The 15,485-nt window shown below is 47.0% G+C and carries 16 protein-coding genes; 9 read left to right on the top strand and 7 right to left on the bottom strand.

Features of this window, described 5'->3' with window-relative positions; genetic code table 11:
- Nucleotides 1–108: 108 nt before the first annotated feature.
- The 3 genes from IRJ25_RS05805 to IRJ25_RS05815 all read left to right on the top strand — a co-directional run bounded on the left by IRJ25_RS05805 (nucleotide 109) and on the right by IRJ25_RS05815 (nucleotide 2,263).
- Nucleotides 109–879, top strand: coding sequence for a DeoR/GlpR family DNA-binding transcription regulator (locus tag IRJ25_RS05805; protein ID WP_012726436.1), 771 nt, complete (start codon nucleotides 109–111; stop codon nucleotides 877–879).
- Nucleotides 880–892: 13 nt separating this feature from the next.
- On the top strand, nucleotides 893–1,546 hold the full coding sequence (locus IRJ25_RS05810; protein WP_264092590.1) for a copper homeostasis protein CutC: 654 nt from the start codon (nucleotides 893–895) through the stop codon (nucleotides 1,544–1,546).
- Between the two features lie 72 nt (nucleotides 1,547–1,618).
- The gene (locus tag IRJ25_RS05815) at nucleotides 1,619–2,263 is read left to right on the top strand and encodes a DUF975 family protein (RefSeq protein ID WP_214781320.1); all 645 of its coding nucleotides are present in this window, start codon (nucleotides 1,619–1,621) and stop codon (nucleotides 2,261–2,263) included.
- A 14-nt stretch (nucleotides 2,264–2,277) separates the two neighbouring features.
- Here IRJ25_RS05815 and IRJ25_RS05820 read toward each other — a convergent pair whose 3' ends face one another.
- The 3 genes from IRJ25_RS05820 to IRJ25_RS05830 are packed head-to-tail and all read right to left on the bottom strand — an operon-like array spanning nucleotide 2,278 to nucleotide 5,156.
- A complete protein-coding gene (locus IRJ25_RS05820) occupies nucleotides 2,278–2,511 on the bottom strand; it encodes a hypothetical protein (protein ID WP_012726433.1) in 234 nt (77 codons plus the stop codon).
- 45 nt (nucleotides 2,512–2,556) lie between these two features.
- Nucleotides 2,557–3,429 carry an NAD(P)-dependent oxidoreductase gene (locus IRJ25_RS05825; protein ID WP_264092588.1) on the bottom strand — a complete coding sequence of 291 codons (873 nt, stop codon included), beginning with the start codon at nucleotides 3,427–3,429 and terminating at the stop codon, nucleotides 2,557–2,559.
- The gene (locus IRJ25_RS05830) at nucleotides 3,426–5,156 is read right to left on the bottom strand and encodes an ABC transporter ATP-binding protein (protein ID WP_269317891.1); all 1,731 of its coding nucleotides are present in this window, start codon (nucleotides 5,154–5,156) and stop codon (nucleotides 3,426–3,428) included. Before IRJ25_RS05830 ends, IRJ25_RS05825 begins: the two co-directional genes overlap by 4 nt.
- A 107-nt stretch (nucleotides 5,157–5,263) precedes the next feature.
- Between IRJ25_RS05830 and IRJ25_RS05835 the strand changes: the two genes are divergently transcribed.
- The 5 genes from IRJ25_RS05835 to IRJ25_RS05855 all read left to right on the top strand — a co-directional run bounded on the left by IRJ25_RS05835 (nucleotide 5,264) and on the right by IRJ25_RS05855 (nucleotide 11,997).
- Nucleotides 5,264–6,367 (top strand): exonuclease SbcCD subunit D, encoded by a 1,104-nt coding sequence (locus tag IRJ25_RS05835; protein WP_214781314.1) that lies wholly within the window; start codon nucleotides 5,264–5,266, stop codon nucleotides 6,365–6,367.
- On the top strand, nucleotides 6,367–9,375 hold the full coding sequence (locus tag IRJ25_RS05840; RefSeq protein ID WP_269317892.1) for an SbcC/MukB-like Walker B domain-containing protein: 3,009 nt from the start codon (nucleotides 6,367–6,369) through the stop codon (nucleotides 9,373–9,375). Before IRJ25_RS05835 ends, IRJ25_RS05840 begins: the two co-directional genes overlap by 1 nt.
- A complete protein-coding gene (locus IRJ25_RS05845) occupies nucleotides 9,375–10,163 on the top strand; it encodes an aminoglycoside N(3)-acetyltransferase (protein ID WP_269317893.1) in 789 nt (262 codons plus the stop codon). The genes IRJ25_RS05840 and IRJ25_RS05845 overlap by 1 nt, the downstream gene beginning before the upstream one ends.
- A 28-nt stretch (nucleotides 10,164–10,191) precedes the next feature.
- Nucleotides 10,192–11,079, top strand: a complete 888-nt coding sequence (locus tag IRJ25_RS05850; protein ID WP_214781307.1) for an alpha/beta hydrolase — start codon at nucleotides 10,192–10,194, stop codon at nucleotides 11,077–11,079.
- A gap of 69 nt (nucleotides 11,080–11,148) precedes the next feature.
- Nucleotides 11,149–11,997 (top strand): sulfite exporter TauE/SafE family protein, encoded by an 849-nt coding sequence (locus tag IRJ25_RS05855; RefSeq protein WP_214781305.1) that lies wholly within the window; start codon nucleotides 11,149–11,151, stop codon nucleotides 11,995–11,997.
- 21 nt (nucleotides 11,998–12,018) lie between these two features.
- On the opposite strand, the gene IRJ25_RS05860 is transcribed toward IRJ25_RS05855, so the two are convergent.
- The 4 genes from IRJ25_RS05860 to IRJ25_RS05875 form a co-directional block, all read right to left on the bottom strand.
- A complete protein-coding gene (locus tag IRJ25_RS05860) occupies nucleotides 12,019–12,216 on the bottom strand; it encodes a hypothetical protein (RefSeq protein ID WP_012726425.1) in 198 nt (65 codons plus the stop codon).
- Between the two features lie 63 nt (nucleotides 12,217–12,279).
- On the bottom strand, nucleotides 12,280–12,810 hold the full coding sequence (locus IRJ25_RS05865; RefSeq protein ID WP_012726424.1) for a biotin transporter BioY: 531 nt from the start codon (nucleotides 12,808–12,810) through the stop codon (nucleotides 12,280–12,282).
- 73 nt (nucleotides 12,811–12,883) lie between these two features.
- The gene (locus tag IRJ25_RS05870; RefSeq protein ID WP_269317894.1) at nucleotides 12,884–13,825 is read right to left on the bottom strand and encodes a DUF5692 family protein; all 942 of its coding nucleotides are present in this window, start codon (nucleotides 13,823–13,825) and stop codon (nucleotides 12,884–12,886) included.
- A 75-nt stretch (nucleotides 13,826–13,900) separates the two neighbouring features.
- Entirely contained in the window at nucleotides 13,901–14,719 is an 819-nt protein-coding gene (locus IRJ25_RS05875; RefSeq protein ID WP_214781299.1) for a hypothetical protein, read from the bottom strand.
- Between the two features lie 169 nt (nucleotides 14,720–14,888).
- Between IRJ25_RS05875 and IRJ25_RS05880 the strand changes: the two genes are divergently transcribed.
- A complete protein-coding gene (locus IRJ25_RS05880) occupies nucleotides 14,889–15,485 on the top strand; it encodes a TetR/AcrR family transcriptional regulator (RefSeq protein ID WP_269317895.1) in 597 nt (198 codons plus the stop codon).

Consider the following 15,485-nt stretch of genomic DNA (forward strand, 5'->3'; position numbering starts at 1 on the left):
GAAACAAAAACATGTTGGATTTGCTCGTTCTTTACTTTCAATTTACGTTAAATTTACATGCGTTCGTTACACTAGAAAAGGAAAGATTATTGTGGAGGAGGCAGGGACGTGTCTTTAATCGGCGAAGAGCGTAAACAGAAAATTGTAGAATGGATCGAACGAGAAGGCAAAGTAAAAACAAGCGAGTTGATCGAGCGTTTGAACGTATCGGGGGAATCGATTCGCCGTTATTTAGAAGAATTAGAAAAAGAACATCGAATCAAACGTGTATACGGGGGAGCGGTCCTTCATCAGAGCATGTCCTTTCAGCCTATCGTGATTGCAAACATGGATGGAATTCGTCGGATCGCCTATACCGCATTTCAGTTGATTCCAGATGATACATTATTATATATCGGACACGGGGTCGCGGCAGAGCAAGTAGCTTCTCGGTTACGTGGTCGCAATGTGACGGTCGTGACGCCATCGTTGACGGTGGCGAAGGCGTTGTTTGAACAGCGGGCGAAAGGTGTGCTTGGTGGCGAAATTCAGCTATTAGGTGGTACAATCGACCCGAAACATCTCGTGACGACAGGTGAGCAGGTCCTGGCGCAACTACAGACATACATGTTCGACCTTGCCATTTTGTCCGTCGAAGGGGTCGACGCATCACTAGGTTTAACATGTGATGCTTTCGGCCTCGCCAGTATCACCCAGTCGGTGATGTCACAAAGTCGCGAGACGTTCTTACTGACGGACCATACCCAACTAAATCAACAAAAACGGTATCGCGTCTGTGATTTTTCGAAGGTGACGGCGATTATCTCTGATTTTCCTGAGCCTCAAGATTTCAAAGGCGTCTTAGCCGAACATGGTGTGGACTGGAAGTTCGCACCGTGAAGGGAGCGATTTAATGAATGTAGAAGTGATTGTCACTACACTAACGGAAGCTATTCAGGCTGAGCAACTCGGTGCGAAACGACTCGAACTGATTGCGGATATGGAAAACGGGGGCATCACACCAAGTTTTGGAACGATTCGAAATGTGGTCGAACATGTGTCGATTCCGGTGCATGTGATGATAAGACCCCATACACATTCGTTCCATTTCAATGAGGATGATGTCGAGACTATGCTTGCGGATATCGGTCTATGCCGTGAGCTAGGTGTCGATGGAATCGTATTCGGTGCATTGACACAGGATGGCGCGATTGACGAGCGGATCTTAGGGGAAGTGATCAAGCACAAAGGGGAAATGACGCTCACGTTCCACCGTGCTTTTGATGCATCACGTGATGTCTTTGAAGCGATGGATGTGTTGAATGAATATCCGGAAGTAGATATTCTCCTTACTTCAGGCGGTGCCAAAACTGTACTAGAAGGAATCGAAACCTTGATAACTTTGAAGGAACAGGCCGAGATGACACTTTTACCTGGTGCAGGGATCACGGTGGAAACGTTACCGATTCTTCGAGAACGTCTTGACGTAGCGATGGTACACATAGGAAATGGCGTACGAACGAATGGACAGCTCGATGAAGTGAAGTTCAAACAACTTCTTGGATGAGCCAATGCGGAAAACAGTCGGAAGACTGTTTTTTTGCTATAATGAGAGAAAACAATAAATGTAGGTGAATTCATGCAATCTTCCGTTTACAAACAATATGCGCTACGCATGCTATCAGGGAAGTGGGGCATATCATTACTCGTCGTCTTAACTGTCATGGTCATTCAAGCGATGATCACGACCCGACTTGATCTCTCGGCGAACGACCCCGAAGTTCTTTTGACATCGGTGGCGCTTCTTTACGGGGCGACGGTTCTGCTCGCACCTATCGAGCTCGGGAAAAATTGGGTGTTTCTCCAGGTGGCGAAAGATGAAAAGCCAACGTTCGGATTGTTGATTGAATCGTTCGGGTCACTTAAAGACTATTCACGTGCCGTGGTCTATTATGCGGTATTCTATTTAGGTCTAAACGTTCTGATGCTTTTCCTGATTGTACCTGGTGTCTGGTTCTATTTGACGTATCGCATCGCGCCATTTATCATGCGAGATGAGCCGGACCTATCTGCATTCAAGGCGATGCGAAAAAGCCGCCAAATGATGAAAGGGCACAAACAGACGATGTTAAAGCTCTATGCGAGTTTTATCGGATGGTATGCGCTCGTCCTTCTTACTGGAGGCTTAGCTTATATCTTTGTCACACCATATCTTCAAACGGCGATTTCTGGACTCTATTTAGAGTTAAATGCCTCCTATCAAGCAAAACAACCGGTCGGATAACCCGACCGGTTGTTTTATGTTCCGTGCTGATCTGACTTTTTGGGGTTTGGGGCGTCTTCAAAATCTTGTTTTTCCTCTTCCGACGCATCCGCATGCCACTTTTTTGCTTGCTCGGTGGCAATGGGGATCGCTTTCGTCTCAGAGTAGCCTTGCGCGAGTAATGCGTTCGCGATATCAATGGCTTTCTTTTTTACAAGTGGATCGAAGTTTTTCAGTGATTCTGGATAGTCTTTCATATTCCATGGCACGAAAATCGCCTCCTTCACTCCTACTAATTCCACAAACATCCGGTTTCAAACGTCTTGATGAAGATAATACTCGATCAGTGCTTGCGTGCCATTCTCTCCGTATCCATTCTTTTCAAGAATTGAATAGAGGCGATGTGCGAGCTCGAGACCTGGTAATGTCACTTCTAGCTCGTGTGCGCTCTCGATAGCGAGTGTCATGTCTTTGATAAAGTGTTTGATGAAGAAGCCAGGTGCATAATCTTCGATAATCATGCGTGGAACCAAGTTTTCAAGCGTCCAGCTACCTGCTGCCCCACCACGAATCGTACGAACGAGTGCCTCTGGGTCAATTCCAGCTCGTTTACTGAACGCTAACATTTCGGCATTCCCCATCATGATTCCGGCAATGGCGATTTGATTGGCAAGTTTCGCATATTGACCGCTTCCTGCGTATCCCATTCGTTCTATCGATTGTCCCATCGCTTCAAATAAAGGCTTCGCTTTATTGAAGGCGAATTCACCCCCACCGACTAAAATCGAAAGCGTTCCATTTTTGGCGCCGACATCGCCTCCTGTGACTGGTGCGTCAAGTGGGAGGAGACTCCGCTCAATGGCTGTCTCGGCAATTCGTTCAGCCAGTTTCGGTGAGGACGTCGTCATGTCGATTAATAATGTACCTGGTTCTGCCGAATCAAGAATGTTTCCTTCACCAAAATAGATGGATTCGACATCGGACGGATAGCCGACGATAGTGATGACGGCATCGGCGTCTCGGCAAACGTCCTGTACCGCATCACACCATGTCACACCTTCCTCTAACAATGCGGCTGCCTTCTCTTTCGTTCTTGTATATGCTTGTACTTCAAATCCGTGTTTCATCAAATTACGTACCATCGATTGGCCCATGACCCCGAGCCCGATAAATCCGATTGTTTTCATGTGGCTTGTCCCCCTAATAATTGTTGTGAAACGAGTCGCTGATATAGTGCGTTCTCTGTTAAAAGTTGCTCATGTTTCCCGATTCCGCTGATTTGTCCGTCTTCTAAGACGACAATCTGGTCAGCATGTCTGACAGTCGAGAGTCGATGGGCAATCACAAGTGTCGTTCGTCCGACCATCAGGCGGTCTAACGCTTCTTGGACCACGCGTTCTGATTCAGAATCTAGACTTGATGTTGCCTCGTCGAGCAATAAAATCTGTGGATTTCGTAACAATGCTCGCGCGATAGCAAGTCGTTGGCGCTGCCCACCAGACAAACGGATACCTCGCTCACCAATCTCCGTATCGAGCTGTTCTGGCATCGTTTCAATAAACGACCATGCGTTGGCCATCTCACAGGCTTCTTTGATTTCATCATCGCTCGCTTCATGTCGAAGTCCGTACACAATGTTTGTCCGTACAGATCCCGAAAGGACGGGTGAATCTTGAGCGACATACCCGATGATTTGACGCCATGTGTCACGCCCGTATGTTTGAATCTCTCGATTTCCATATCGAATCGTCCCTGCCGTCGGTGTGTAGAACTGTTCGACAAGTGAGAAAAGTGTCGTTTTCCCGGCACCACTACGTCCTACGATGGCGGTTGTCGCCCCTGGTGAAACTTGAAGTGTCAATCCTTGGATGACGGGTTCAGTGCCATAATGAAAAGCAACGTCTTCGAATGAGAGTGCTGTCTGATGAATCGTTTCTTCATGTGTGCTGTATAGTTCGGGACTGACTTCGAGCAATTCAGCAATCCGTTCCGTAGCTCCACGCGCCTTTTGAAGTCTCGTCAAGAATTCACTCATCGTGATGAGGGGCGTGATGATTTGGAAGAGATAGAGCATGAAGGCGAGTAGTTCGCCCGTTGATAAAGCTCCGGTCGAGACGCGATATGCGCCAAACCCGAGGATGGCAATTAACATCCCGGTCAAGGTCACATTGAGAAGGGGGATGAGGATTGCTTGAATTCGTCCTTCTTTCACCCCGTAATCGAAAAGTGTCTCGATTTTTGCTTTGCCGGTACTCACTTCCATCTGTTCCGTCGCTTGTGATTTGACAAGTCGAATCTCACCGAGCAGTTCGGCGAAGAAGCCGGAAAGACTTCCGAGTTCTTGTTGTGTCTCTTTTGCGATGATACGTAGCTTTCTTCCGAGCGGTATGACAATGATGAGTGTGGTCGGAACAGAGAACAAGATGACGAGTGTCATTTGCCAATCGAGTGTGAACAAGATGGCGACGGCGCCGATGACCGAGACGAGAGAGGTCAACAACCTGACACTTTGTTCGGATAACAACTGTTGAAGCGTCGTCGTATCATTGTTCAACCGAGACACCAGTTCCCCCGACTTGATGCCGTCATAGAATGGAATCGGCAGTTTGACGAGATGGTCCCACAAGGTCGTGCGTAAATTGGCAACGACCCGTTGCCCCACAATATGTAACCAATAAATCGAAACGGCACTCGTGATGACCTGAATCAAAAATGCGATGACGAAATAGATGATCCATTCAGGTGTCAATAAGTCGCTGCTCCACCGGTCGACCACACGCTGCAAGATGAGCGGAATGGCCAGTGAGGCGACGGCTTGAAGGAGCGAGATCAGAATGGCTCCGACAAATAGATTTTTCGGAGGATTCGCGATTTTGAATAATTGAAAAAAAGTTTGCCATGTTGATGATTTCATTTTGGAAGTCCTCCTCTCCTCTTACTTTCGCTGTTTCAAAAACGGGTGTCAAGACGTCGAATCATACGAATGACTCATGCTAGAATAGGAAAGAGAGGTGATACGTGATGAAATGGATTCACACGGCCGATTGGCATCTAGGTAAGATCGTCCACGGTCGACATATGACAGAAGATCAACGGAATATCTTATTCCATTCTTTTTTACAAATCGTAGATGAGGAACGACCCGATGCGGTCATCATCGCAGGGGATTTATATGACCGAGCCGTCCCTCCCGTCGAGGCGGTCGATTTACTCGATGAGATGTGGCGAGAGCTCGTCTTGAACCGCGGAATACCAGTCGTAGCCATCGCCGGAAACCATGATTCGGCAGAACGTCTCGAATATAGTTCGAAGTTATTGAGACAAGTAGGACTTCACATCGTCGGGAAGCTCGACCCGACATCTGGTCCCCTTGATGTAGCAGGAGTCCCATTTTATCCGATTCCATTCCTTGAGCCGGCTCGTGTACGGCATATCCTCGGTATCGACTCGATTCGAACGCATCATGATGCACTGGAGGCGGTCATTGAAGCTTTCGGTATGATCGAAAAAGATGCCGTGACGATTGGCCACAGTTTTGTAGCGGGCGGACTGGAGACGGATTCAGAACGTCAACTATCTGTTGGCACGGCAGGACAGGTCGCCAAAGGGTTATATGAGCCTTTTTCGTATACGGCATTAGGTCATTTACATAATCGTGATGCGATTCAATCAGAAAGAATTGCATATAGTGGGTCGCTCATGAAATATTCGTTTTCCGAGGTCAATCATGAAAAATCCGTCGACGTTCTGGAATGGAACGGTCAATGGACACGTCGTCGCCGTGCCTTGACACCAGAGCGGGATATGCGACAACTCACCGGAACATTGAACGAACTCCTTACCCCAACTTATTATCAGCAAGAAAAGACAGATGATTACCTTAAAATTGTATTGACCGATGATACGGCGCTTCATGATCCGATGGCGAAACTTCGGACTGTCTATCCGAATATCCTTCATCTTGAATTGGAACTGTTACGTCGCCAGGAGCAGACATCCACGTTTGAACGCGAGACGCTCGAAAGACAGTCAGTAGAAGAGGTATATCTCCAATTTTTTGAGGCCGTGCATGATCGCACTGCCTCAGATGCCGTGAAGCAAATGATAGAAGAAGGTGATGTCTAATGAGACCGGTTGAATTGATGATTCAAGCATTTGGACCGTATGCAGAACGTGAAACGATTGACTTCACCCAGTTGGTTGGTCGCTCGATGTTTGTCGTCAGCGGTCGGACGGGCGCCGGGAAGACGACCATTTTTGATGCGATGACGTTCGCCCTTTATGGCCGGGCGAGTGGGTCGCTTCGAAATGCTAGTGACTTCAGAAGCCAGTATGCACAACCTGAGTTGAAGACGGAAGTAGATTTTTCGTTCACGATTCGAGGTGACCGCTATCGGATCGTAAGACAGCCGCAACAACCTCATCCGAAAAATAAGACGCCAATTCCCCACGAGGCCATCCTCTATGAATGGGAGGACGGTTGGAAGCCGCTGGCGACGAAGGTGAACGAGGTACAAGAACGAATCGAATCGATTTTACAATTATCGTATGAACAGTTCAGTCAAATCTTGTTGCTCCCTCAAAACCAATTTAGACAATTACTTGATTCGAACTCGAATGAAAAACAACAAATTCTCCAATCCATTTTCAAAACAGAGGCATATCGTACGTTCCAGGAAAAGTGGGGCGAACGCTATAGTACCTATCGCAAACAAGTGGAATGGGCGGTCGAGCGGACGCGACTCAAGTTATTAGAGCTCGAAGATAAAGCAATCGAAGAGGTGTCGACCCAGTCAATCGACGAGATTCAACGTTGGCTCGATGAGCGTGAAGAACATCTGATTGCAACGTGTGAAACGGCCTTAGCCCAGAAACAAACGTATGCGACAGCACTGGAAGAGGCAAGAGAAGCGCTTGAGAAAGCAAAAGCGCTCATCACCCTATTTCAGGAGCGAGAAGAAACCGATCGAGCACTTGCAATCTTTTTAAACGGTGAGTCGATTCGAAATAAGACACGTGAACTGCTAACAAATTTAGAGGTCGCAGCCAACATTCGTCCAGTCTTTGAACGGTTACAGGAACTAGAGCAACTCGTGCGTCGGTTGACGATGGAAGAACAGACCTCCTCGACAAAATTAGAGCACTTGCAATCCACCCAATCGAAGTTAGTGGAGCAACAACCAACGATTGAAAAGGACAAAGAAGAAGTGATCTCTCGTAAAGAGCGACTACGGATTGTCGATGAGATGATGCCAAGAATCAAGGAACGCGCCACACTCGTGACCCTTCGTGACCGATTGATGAATCGTGCAAAAGAATTGGTCACGTTTTCAAAAGAATCTCGGTTACAAGAACTTCAAGAAAAAGAACGACAATTGGTCGAGAACGTAAAGTCTGAACCTAGCGAACGAGCAGTCGATGCCGAACGTCATGTCGACCGATTGGTGCATCTGGCCTCTCTTGAAACAAAAGCGAGTGAGTTATCAAAACAACTCGACGAATGTGAACGAACGGGCAAAGACGTTCAACGACAGTACGTGACCCAACAAGAAGTGGTCGCCACGTTTACAAAGCAAGAACAGTTACTACTAGCGAGACAATTGAGTGAGACGCTTGTAGACGGTGAGCCATGCCCGGTATGTGGTTCTCGTCATCATGATATCCCACAACACGAAGAAACCGCTACGAACATCGCGGAGCGGGATGCGGCCGTGGCACGTCTTGATGATTTGTCCACACGCTTAATCGAAGCGAGGGCGGACTATCGTTCGCTTCATCAACAACTTGAAGCAGTCCGACAAGAACTAGAGCAAGCTTCCAAAGACATTCAATTCAATGGCGATATCACAGAAGAACTCAATAAGTGGCGAACACGTGCAGAGCTATTGCAACGGGAAGAACGAATGCGTCAAGAGAATGAACGGACACTTCGCCAACTGTCAGCAGAAATCCGACAGTTAGAGCAAGAGCGACGTCAACAGTTCGAAGAGCGGGAGCGTGTCGTATCCGAACTTGAGGCGACGCAACAAAGTCTCCATGCACTCGGCCAAAGTGAAGAAACGACATTCGATGCGTTGCAGCGCGAGCGAGCCGACCTTGAGCAGCGCATCGCGATGTTGATGAAACAAGTCGAGGCGTACGACCACGAGTTTGAGACGATGAAAAAAGCACTTTGGAAAGAGGAAGAACGACTGTCATTGATCCGTGAACAGTTGTCTGAAGCATCGAAGCAGTATGATGCCCAGCAGACCATCTGGGTCAATCAGCTAGAAGCATCACATCTGACGCGTGAACGCTATGAATCATACGCCAATCAAATCGACAAGCGGACAATGATTCGTGAACAGTTGCAACGTGAGGAGGAAGAAGGTGTTCGACTCCGACACCATAAACAGATGATTGAAGAAAAACTGAAGAATCAGGAGCGACCAGACCTGCACGAGATGGAGATGAAAGTGAAGGAAGTGGCTGAATGCAGTGAGCAGGCGTCGAAACAGCTGATCACAGCCCAAGATGCCTTGTCTCGACATAGACACGTCATCTCGGAATGGAATACCCTTCGCGAACAGACGGCGCAAGAAGAACAGAAATTAGAGACAATCAAATTGATTGCGGATACGGGGAAGGGAATCAACCCACAGAAAATGATGTTTGAGACATATGTTCAAACCGCCTTTTTTGATCAGATCCTTCATGCGGCCAACATTCATTTGGATCAGATGACGAGCGGTCAGTTCCGGCTTGAGCGGAAAGTCGAGACGGCGAAAGGGAATGCCAAATCTGGTCTTGAGCTTCTCGTCTTTGATGCTTATACCGGACAATCGCGTCGTGTACAAAATTTATCTGGCGGTGAAGGGTTTAAGGCGTCGTTGTCACTCGCTCTTGGACTTGCGGAAGTCGTTCAACAGTTGAGTGGGGGCATCAGTCTTGAAACGATGCTCATCGATGAAGGATTCGGTACGCTCGATGCCGAATCTCTAGACCAGGCGATTGAATTATTGATGTCTTTACAGGCGACCGGTCGGCTCGTCGGCGTCATCAGTCATGTCCAAGAATTGAAAGACCGTGTCGATGCACGGATTGAAGTGAAAAAATCTAGAAGCGGGTCGTCGATCCAGCTGATTGTGGAGTGATGGTTGTGAAACAGATGGTGACGAAGTCGAGTCTCATTGAACAGTTAAAAGAAGCCGGCGTTCGCTCGGGAGAGGCGTTGTTTGTCCATTCGTCGCTCTCAAAACTCGGTTGGGTATGTGGAGGGGCGCAGACTGTCATTGAAGCGATTCAGGAAGTGGTCGGTCCATCTGGGTTGATTATGATGGCGACCCAGACCGGAGACAATTCAGACCCAGCTGAATGGGAAGCGCCACCTGTCCCCGTGGAATGGTGGCAGACGATTCGCGCGGAGATGCCTCCGTACGAAGCTGATAAAACAGCGACACGTGGCATGGGACGGGTGCCGGAACAGTTCCGAAGCTATCCGAATGTATATCGTAGTTCCCATCCGATGTGGTCCGTTGCCGCCTGGGGCGATGATGCTGAAGCCATCGTGTCCGGTCATACTATCGATGTCGGGTTCGGTCCAGGTTCACCTATCGAGCGAATGATTGAGCGAAACGCACGAATCCTTCACCTTGGGTCTCCGCTCGATGCGACGACACTCTGGCATTATGCCGAGTACGGAATTGATGGCCCGACCAAATCATTCGGTTGTGCCGTTATAGAACGAGGGGAGCGAAAGTGGCGTACATTTGAACATGTCGATGTGAACAGCGATCCGTTTGGCGCAATCGGCGAGAACATCGTCAAACAAAAGGATGTGCGAACATTTTCTATCCATGAAGCGACATGTTATCTCATTCCGTCTAGCACATGGGAACCAGTCCAACATGCGCTCATCGCGCTTCGTAGCTGGTTGAGATAGAGAAAATAGAATCGAGGGGAAGTTACGGATGAATCGTTGGATGAAACTAGTGAGTATTGCGGTACTCATCATTTTACTCGTTGCCGGTTTGGCTATCGGAGGAATCTCGGCTCATATTGGGGATCAGTTGACGTCACCGGAGCGGGAAACATTGACATATACCCCGAAATCACTTGGTTTGAAGTATGAGAATGTGACAATCGAATCGGAGGAAGGATATGACTTATACGGATGGTGGATTCCTCATCCTACGCCGCGTGCGACCATCGTCTTTGCCCACGGATATGGGAAGAATCGTGAACAGGAAGATTTACCGTTGAAAGAGTTGATTCCAGAATTTCATGAACAAGGATACCAATTTTTAACGTTCGATTTTCGCGGGTCAGGGATTTCAGAGGGTGACCGAGTCACGGTCGGCGCTAAAGAACAATCCGATTTAAAAGCGGCCATCCAATATGCGAAAGGTCGTTCAAAAGGACCGGTTGTCTTGTACGGGATTTCAATGGGAGCGGCGACAGCACTCTCTACAGCTGATGATGTCGAAGTTGCTGCAGTCATCGCCGACAGTCCGTTTAGTGATTTACGAAATTATCTCGAGACAAATCTTCCGGTATGGAGTGACTTACCGAACGTTCCGTTCACGCCCGTCATCATGACTGTGACCCCTTGGTTCACCGGTCTCGATGCCGACGTCGTATCTCCTATTCAGGATATCAAGTTGATTGAGGCTCCTATCTTATTGATCCACAGTAAAGACGATGATGCGATTCCTGTTTCTGAAAGTGAAAAATTGGCTGAAGCACAAGAACGCGTCGAACTTTGGGTGACTGATAACGAAGGTCATGTCGGGTCGTACCAGTCATTCCAGAATGAATATCGTCAACAAATATTCGAGTTTCTAGAACGGTCATTGTAAGCAAAGGGGCGCATTCGACGCCCCTTTTTGATATGATTGCAGACGAGACCAATGAAAGAAGGGTACAACATGGACGTTTTACAAGTATTACAGTTTCTCCTTTTAGGAACGTTAATCGGAATCTTGAGCGGTTTCTTTGGGATTGGTGGTGGCATCTTACTGACACCACTTCTCCTTGTCTTCGGGTATGAAGCGAGTGCGGCGATTGCTCTTAGCCTCATGTTGACACTCGGATCAACGACGGCAGGAACGATCTCGCATATCCGTTTGCGTAACGTGAACGTGTCGCACGCCTTATGGATCGGTTTGTTCGGGATTGTCGGGACATGGATTGCCACACCGCTTGTCTTTTATTTAGAAGGAGTCGATGGGGCGACACTGATCATCTCACTCGTCTATATCGCATTACTCACATATTTTGCGGTTTCTTTCTTTCGTTCGAAACAGCATGTGGAAGGAAGCGTCGGAACGGACTCTGTACCACGCCTTGGGATCATCGGTGTGTTCGCGGGGTTCATCTCCTCGTTGATGGGCGTGAGCGGTGGATTCGTCTTGACTCCTCTTCAGGTCAAGTTGTTGAACACAGAGATGAAGCGTGCGGTCGGAACGAGTATTACGGCAGCGCTTCTCATCGTCGTATCCGGTGTCATAAGTTACGCGGTGGCGGGTGCTGAAACGAATTATCTGCACGGTCTTGCTCTGATTGCGGGCGCCATGATCGGGTCACCCTTTGGAGCGAAACAGCTACAACGTTTCAGCTCGCAGCACGTCAAAAAAGCGCTCGGTGGATTTTATATCACGGTCGCCATCAGTGTAGGGTTGAATTTGATTGGGTGGAATACGGCATCACTTGCACTTCTCGTCACATTAGCACTTCTGTTCATCGTCACGCTTCTCATTCGACAACGCAAAAAATAAACCCCGTCTTCGGACGGGGTTTTAACGTCTAGCAATATGGTCAATGTTTTCTTGAATCTCGCCAACTTTCGCTTTTGCCTCACGGAGTCTTCGCTCGAACGCATCTGTGTCACGTTTCTCATGAGACGACTTATCGATTCCTTGACGCTGCCCTTTGTCAGAGCGTTGGTAAAAGTGGGTCGCTTTCTGCAAGCGTTTTTTAAACGTCGAGTCGCTCATCGGGACACCCCCTTCCATACTACAGTTATTCCACAGATGGAAACGGGTGAAACGTTCGAACCTTTACGAAGCGAGGGAACGACGGACTTGAACGTTCTGAGAAATTTTCACGGCTAATATGGCTGCGAGCACTGCTTTCAATGCGTCGCCAAAGAGAAATGGAATATTTACTTTGAGCGCATCAATGAACGACATACCGAGAACGATCTCGAGTCCGATACTTCCGAGTAAGTAGACGAGCCCTAGACCGAATAAAAAGTTATAGCCAATCAATGCTGGAATGGAGCGGTAGCGTTCGCTGAACCAGCCAATGAAGAGCGCTGCAATCGGAAAGGCGATTAAATATCCGACAGTTGGTCCTACAAATGGTGCGAGACCTCCTTGACCACTTAGTACTGGAAGTCCGATCAAGCCGAGCAGGAGGTACACGATGACTGCCAAAAATCCTTTCCGAGCACCGAATATGCCGGCGATGGTCATGATGGCGAGTGTTTGAAGGGTGATCGGAACGGGTCCAATCGGTATTTCGATGAAACCGATACTTGCGATGAGTGCTGCGCCGAAGGCGATTTGAGTCATATCTTGAATCTTCATATGTAAACCCCTTTTCAGTTAACGTTAACAATATAAAAGTTAACATGTTGAGAAGGGGTTGGCAAGAATTATTTCAAGACAGCCCGTTTTGGCTCAAAGCTGTCTGATATGCCTTCGTTTCAACATAAAGCTCATCCTTGAGTGGATGAAGATGTCGTTGACGGATCCGATAAAATTGATAGGAGACAAGTGCCACGTTGAATAAGAGGGAGAGCAGACTGACGATAAAGAAAGCTCTCGGGTCATGTGTCGACGGTACGGGAGCTAATCGGTCGGCGAACGCCGGAACTGTCATGACGAACATAATCCATAAAGCCAACGTGTGGGCACGATGTTGCAACCAAGCTCCTTTTTTAATAAAGAAAGAAGGAATGGTACACGAAAGGAGCAGAATCAATCCCGCATAAAACGAGTGGTCAGAGATACAATTATAAACGTAAGCAAAATTCCATAAATCATAGGCGATGATCCATGGCCAAATCATGTCGGGCCATATCATATCTTTTGATTGATCTTTCGAAATATTGATTCCAACCCATCCGCAGATGGCGATGATGTTCAATAATCCTGCAAAACCGTTCATTAGATTCCAAGGTCCGGACATGACCCAAAGGTGATCGATATAAGCGCCATCGGGAACGTTATAGAAGTATACTTGAAAGTCTCGGATACAAGCTTCTAAAATGTTCAGAGCCAAAATCCCCGGTGGAAAGAATAAGACCCATTTCTTTCGTAATAGCGAGGGCCGATATCGAATAATCATGAAACCGAGACAGCCGGCGAGAGCAGAATATGTTTTCACCCAGTTGAACCATGTACCTGTTCCATATTCGTTCCCTGGTGCTGCGGTTGTCGGCCAAACGAAAAGGGTCAGTATAGTCGGTACAATCAAGAATAACGTTATTCCTCCCCACTTGGTTGTGCGACTGAATTCATTGAAAGCCATCAAGCTAAACAAGACAAATAACCCAATTCCCCATCCGACGAGATCGATTCGTTCATACAGAATTCCCACTCAAATCTCCTCCTTACAACTGTTATTTGTTCACTATTGAGCAATCGGAATTATACGTTCACATATTCGATTCCATCATGATACTTTGGCTCTCTTGAAGCTGATGATGGCCTTATTGTGATGAAGTTGCCACATATGCCAGAAGACGTAAGGGACGATGATCACAAAATTAATCATTCCCCATGATTTCAATACTTCCGGGTTGAACCATGTCGAAGAGTTCATGACTTGCGGGAAGATGTCATAGCATGCGCGAATCAATAAATGGGCTGCAAGCGTGTAAATACGAGCGGTAATGTAAAGCTCTGGTCGTCCTTTGATGACCGGATACAGTTCTGCCGCAAGCAAGATGCAGAGCGAGCTGGCAAAATAAGTTGGAGATTCTGCATAGACGAAACATGCGTTCCATGACGTGTATATAAAATTCCATGACCCAGTCGTATAGGCTACGAGATCGGCGTATCCTTCTTTCGCAAACTTCCAAAAAGTCGGTGCGAAAGGAATCGTCACACAGAGTAAAAATCCACAGGCGGCATTAAAGTAGTTGCCGAGTGTCACATCTTTAATCGTGGCTTCTGCGATATTCAAAAACAATATGGCGTAGAAGAACCATAAAAATTCGTCACGCTTTAAAAAGTCCCAAATTCGTCCTTTCTTTTTCTCGTAAATGGCGATTCGAGAGAAACCAACGATAATTGTCGGGATGATAACGCTTACAATTTTTGCCCAACGAAACCATCCATCAACATTCCCCATCATCCATAGTGGGATGGTCAATAACGAAGCGAGCCAAAAGTAGGCGGACAGTTTATAGTGCTTTCTGAAAAAAACGATGATTCCTAATAATAAACCTAAATAGAGTGGCATCGAGATTGCATGTGGCCAGACGTTCATTCCATTCACCTTCTCATTTGAATTTAACAAACATAACGTTTGTTATGTTTTTAGTATAGGCGGACAATCCTATTTAGTCAATGTGAATTATTTCACAAAATTTAGTCCTGAGCACTCGCATTGGTAGAGCTATGTTATTCTAAAGTGGACTCGAAAGGGGAGAATAATAGTGGACGGTAAAAATAAAATTCTAGATGCAGCCAGAACGGTCATTATTCGAAGTGGGGTGAACGGGGCAACAGTCAGAGCGATTGCAATCGAGTCGAATATGACGACAGGAGCCATCTATCATCATTACAAAAATAAAGAAGATCTATTGTACGATTTAATGAATGAGAGCTTGTCTGTTTCCTCTCAAATCGCCAAAGAAATGACAGACGATGCCTATTCAAAAGAACGTATCAAAATGGAGATTGCACGAAATACGGCGGAACGCTTTCATAAAGATGCAGAGAACCGCTTGCAGTATCATTTTGCTCATGAAGTACTACTGGGCAATATGGATGCACAACTAAAATTAAAGGACAAATATGCAGAATGGACAAAACAAATCGAACAAATTCTGATTCATTTGTACGGATTAGAAAACACTCGTCTAAACAATGCGTTCAGTTCATGGTTGATAGGGGCAGTCGACGGGGTCGTCTTACAATATCTACTAGACGTCAATGAAAATTCTATCGATGAGATGATGGAGGTGTTCGATCTTCTACTTGAGAAAGGACTTCCTTCATTCGTAGAACGTTTGAATGAACAGGATAAATAA

The sequence above is a fragment of the Exiguobacterium sp. KJ 601 genome, assembly GCF_027161185.1.
GTDB lineage: Bacteria > Bacillota > Bacilli > Exiguobacteriales > Exiguobacteriaceae > Exiguobacterium > Exiguobacterium profundum.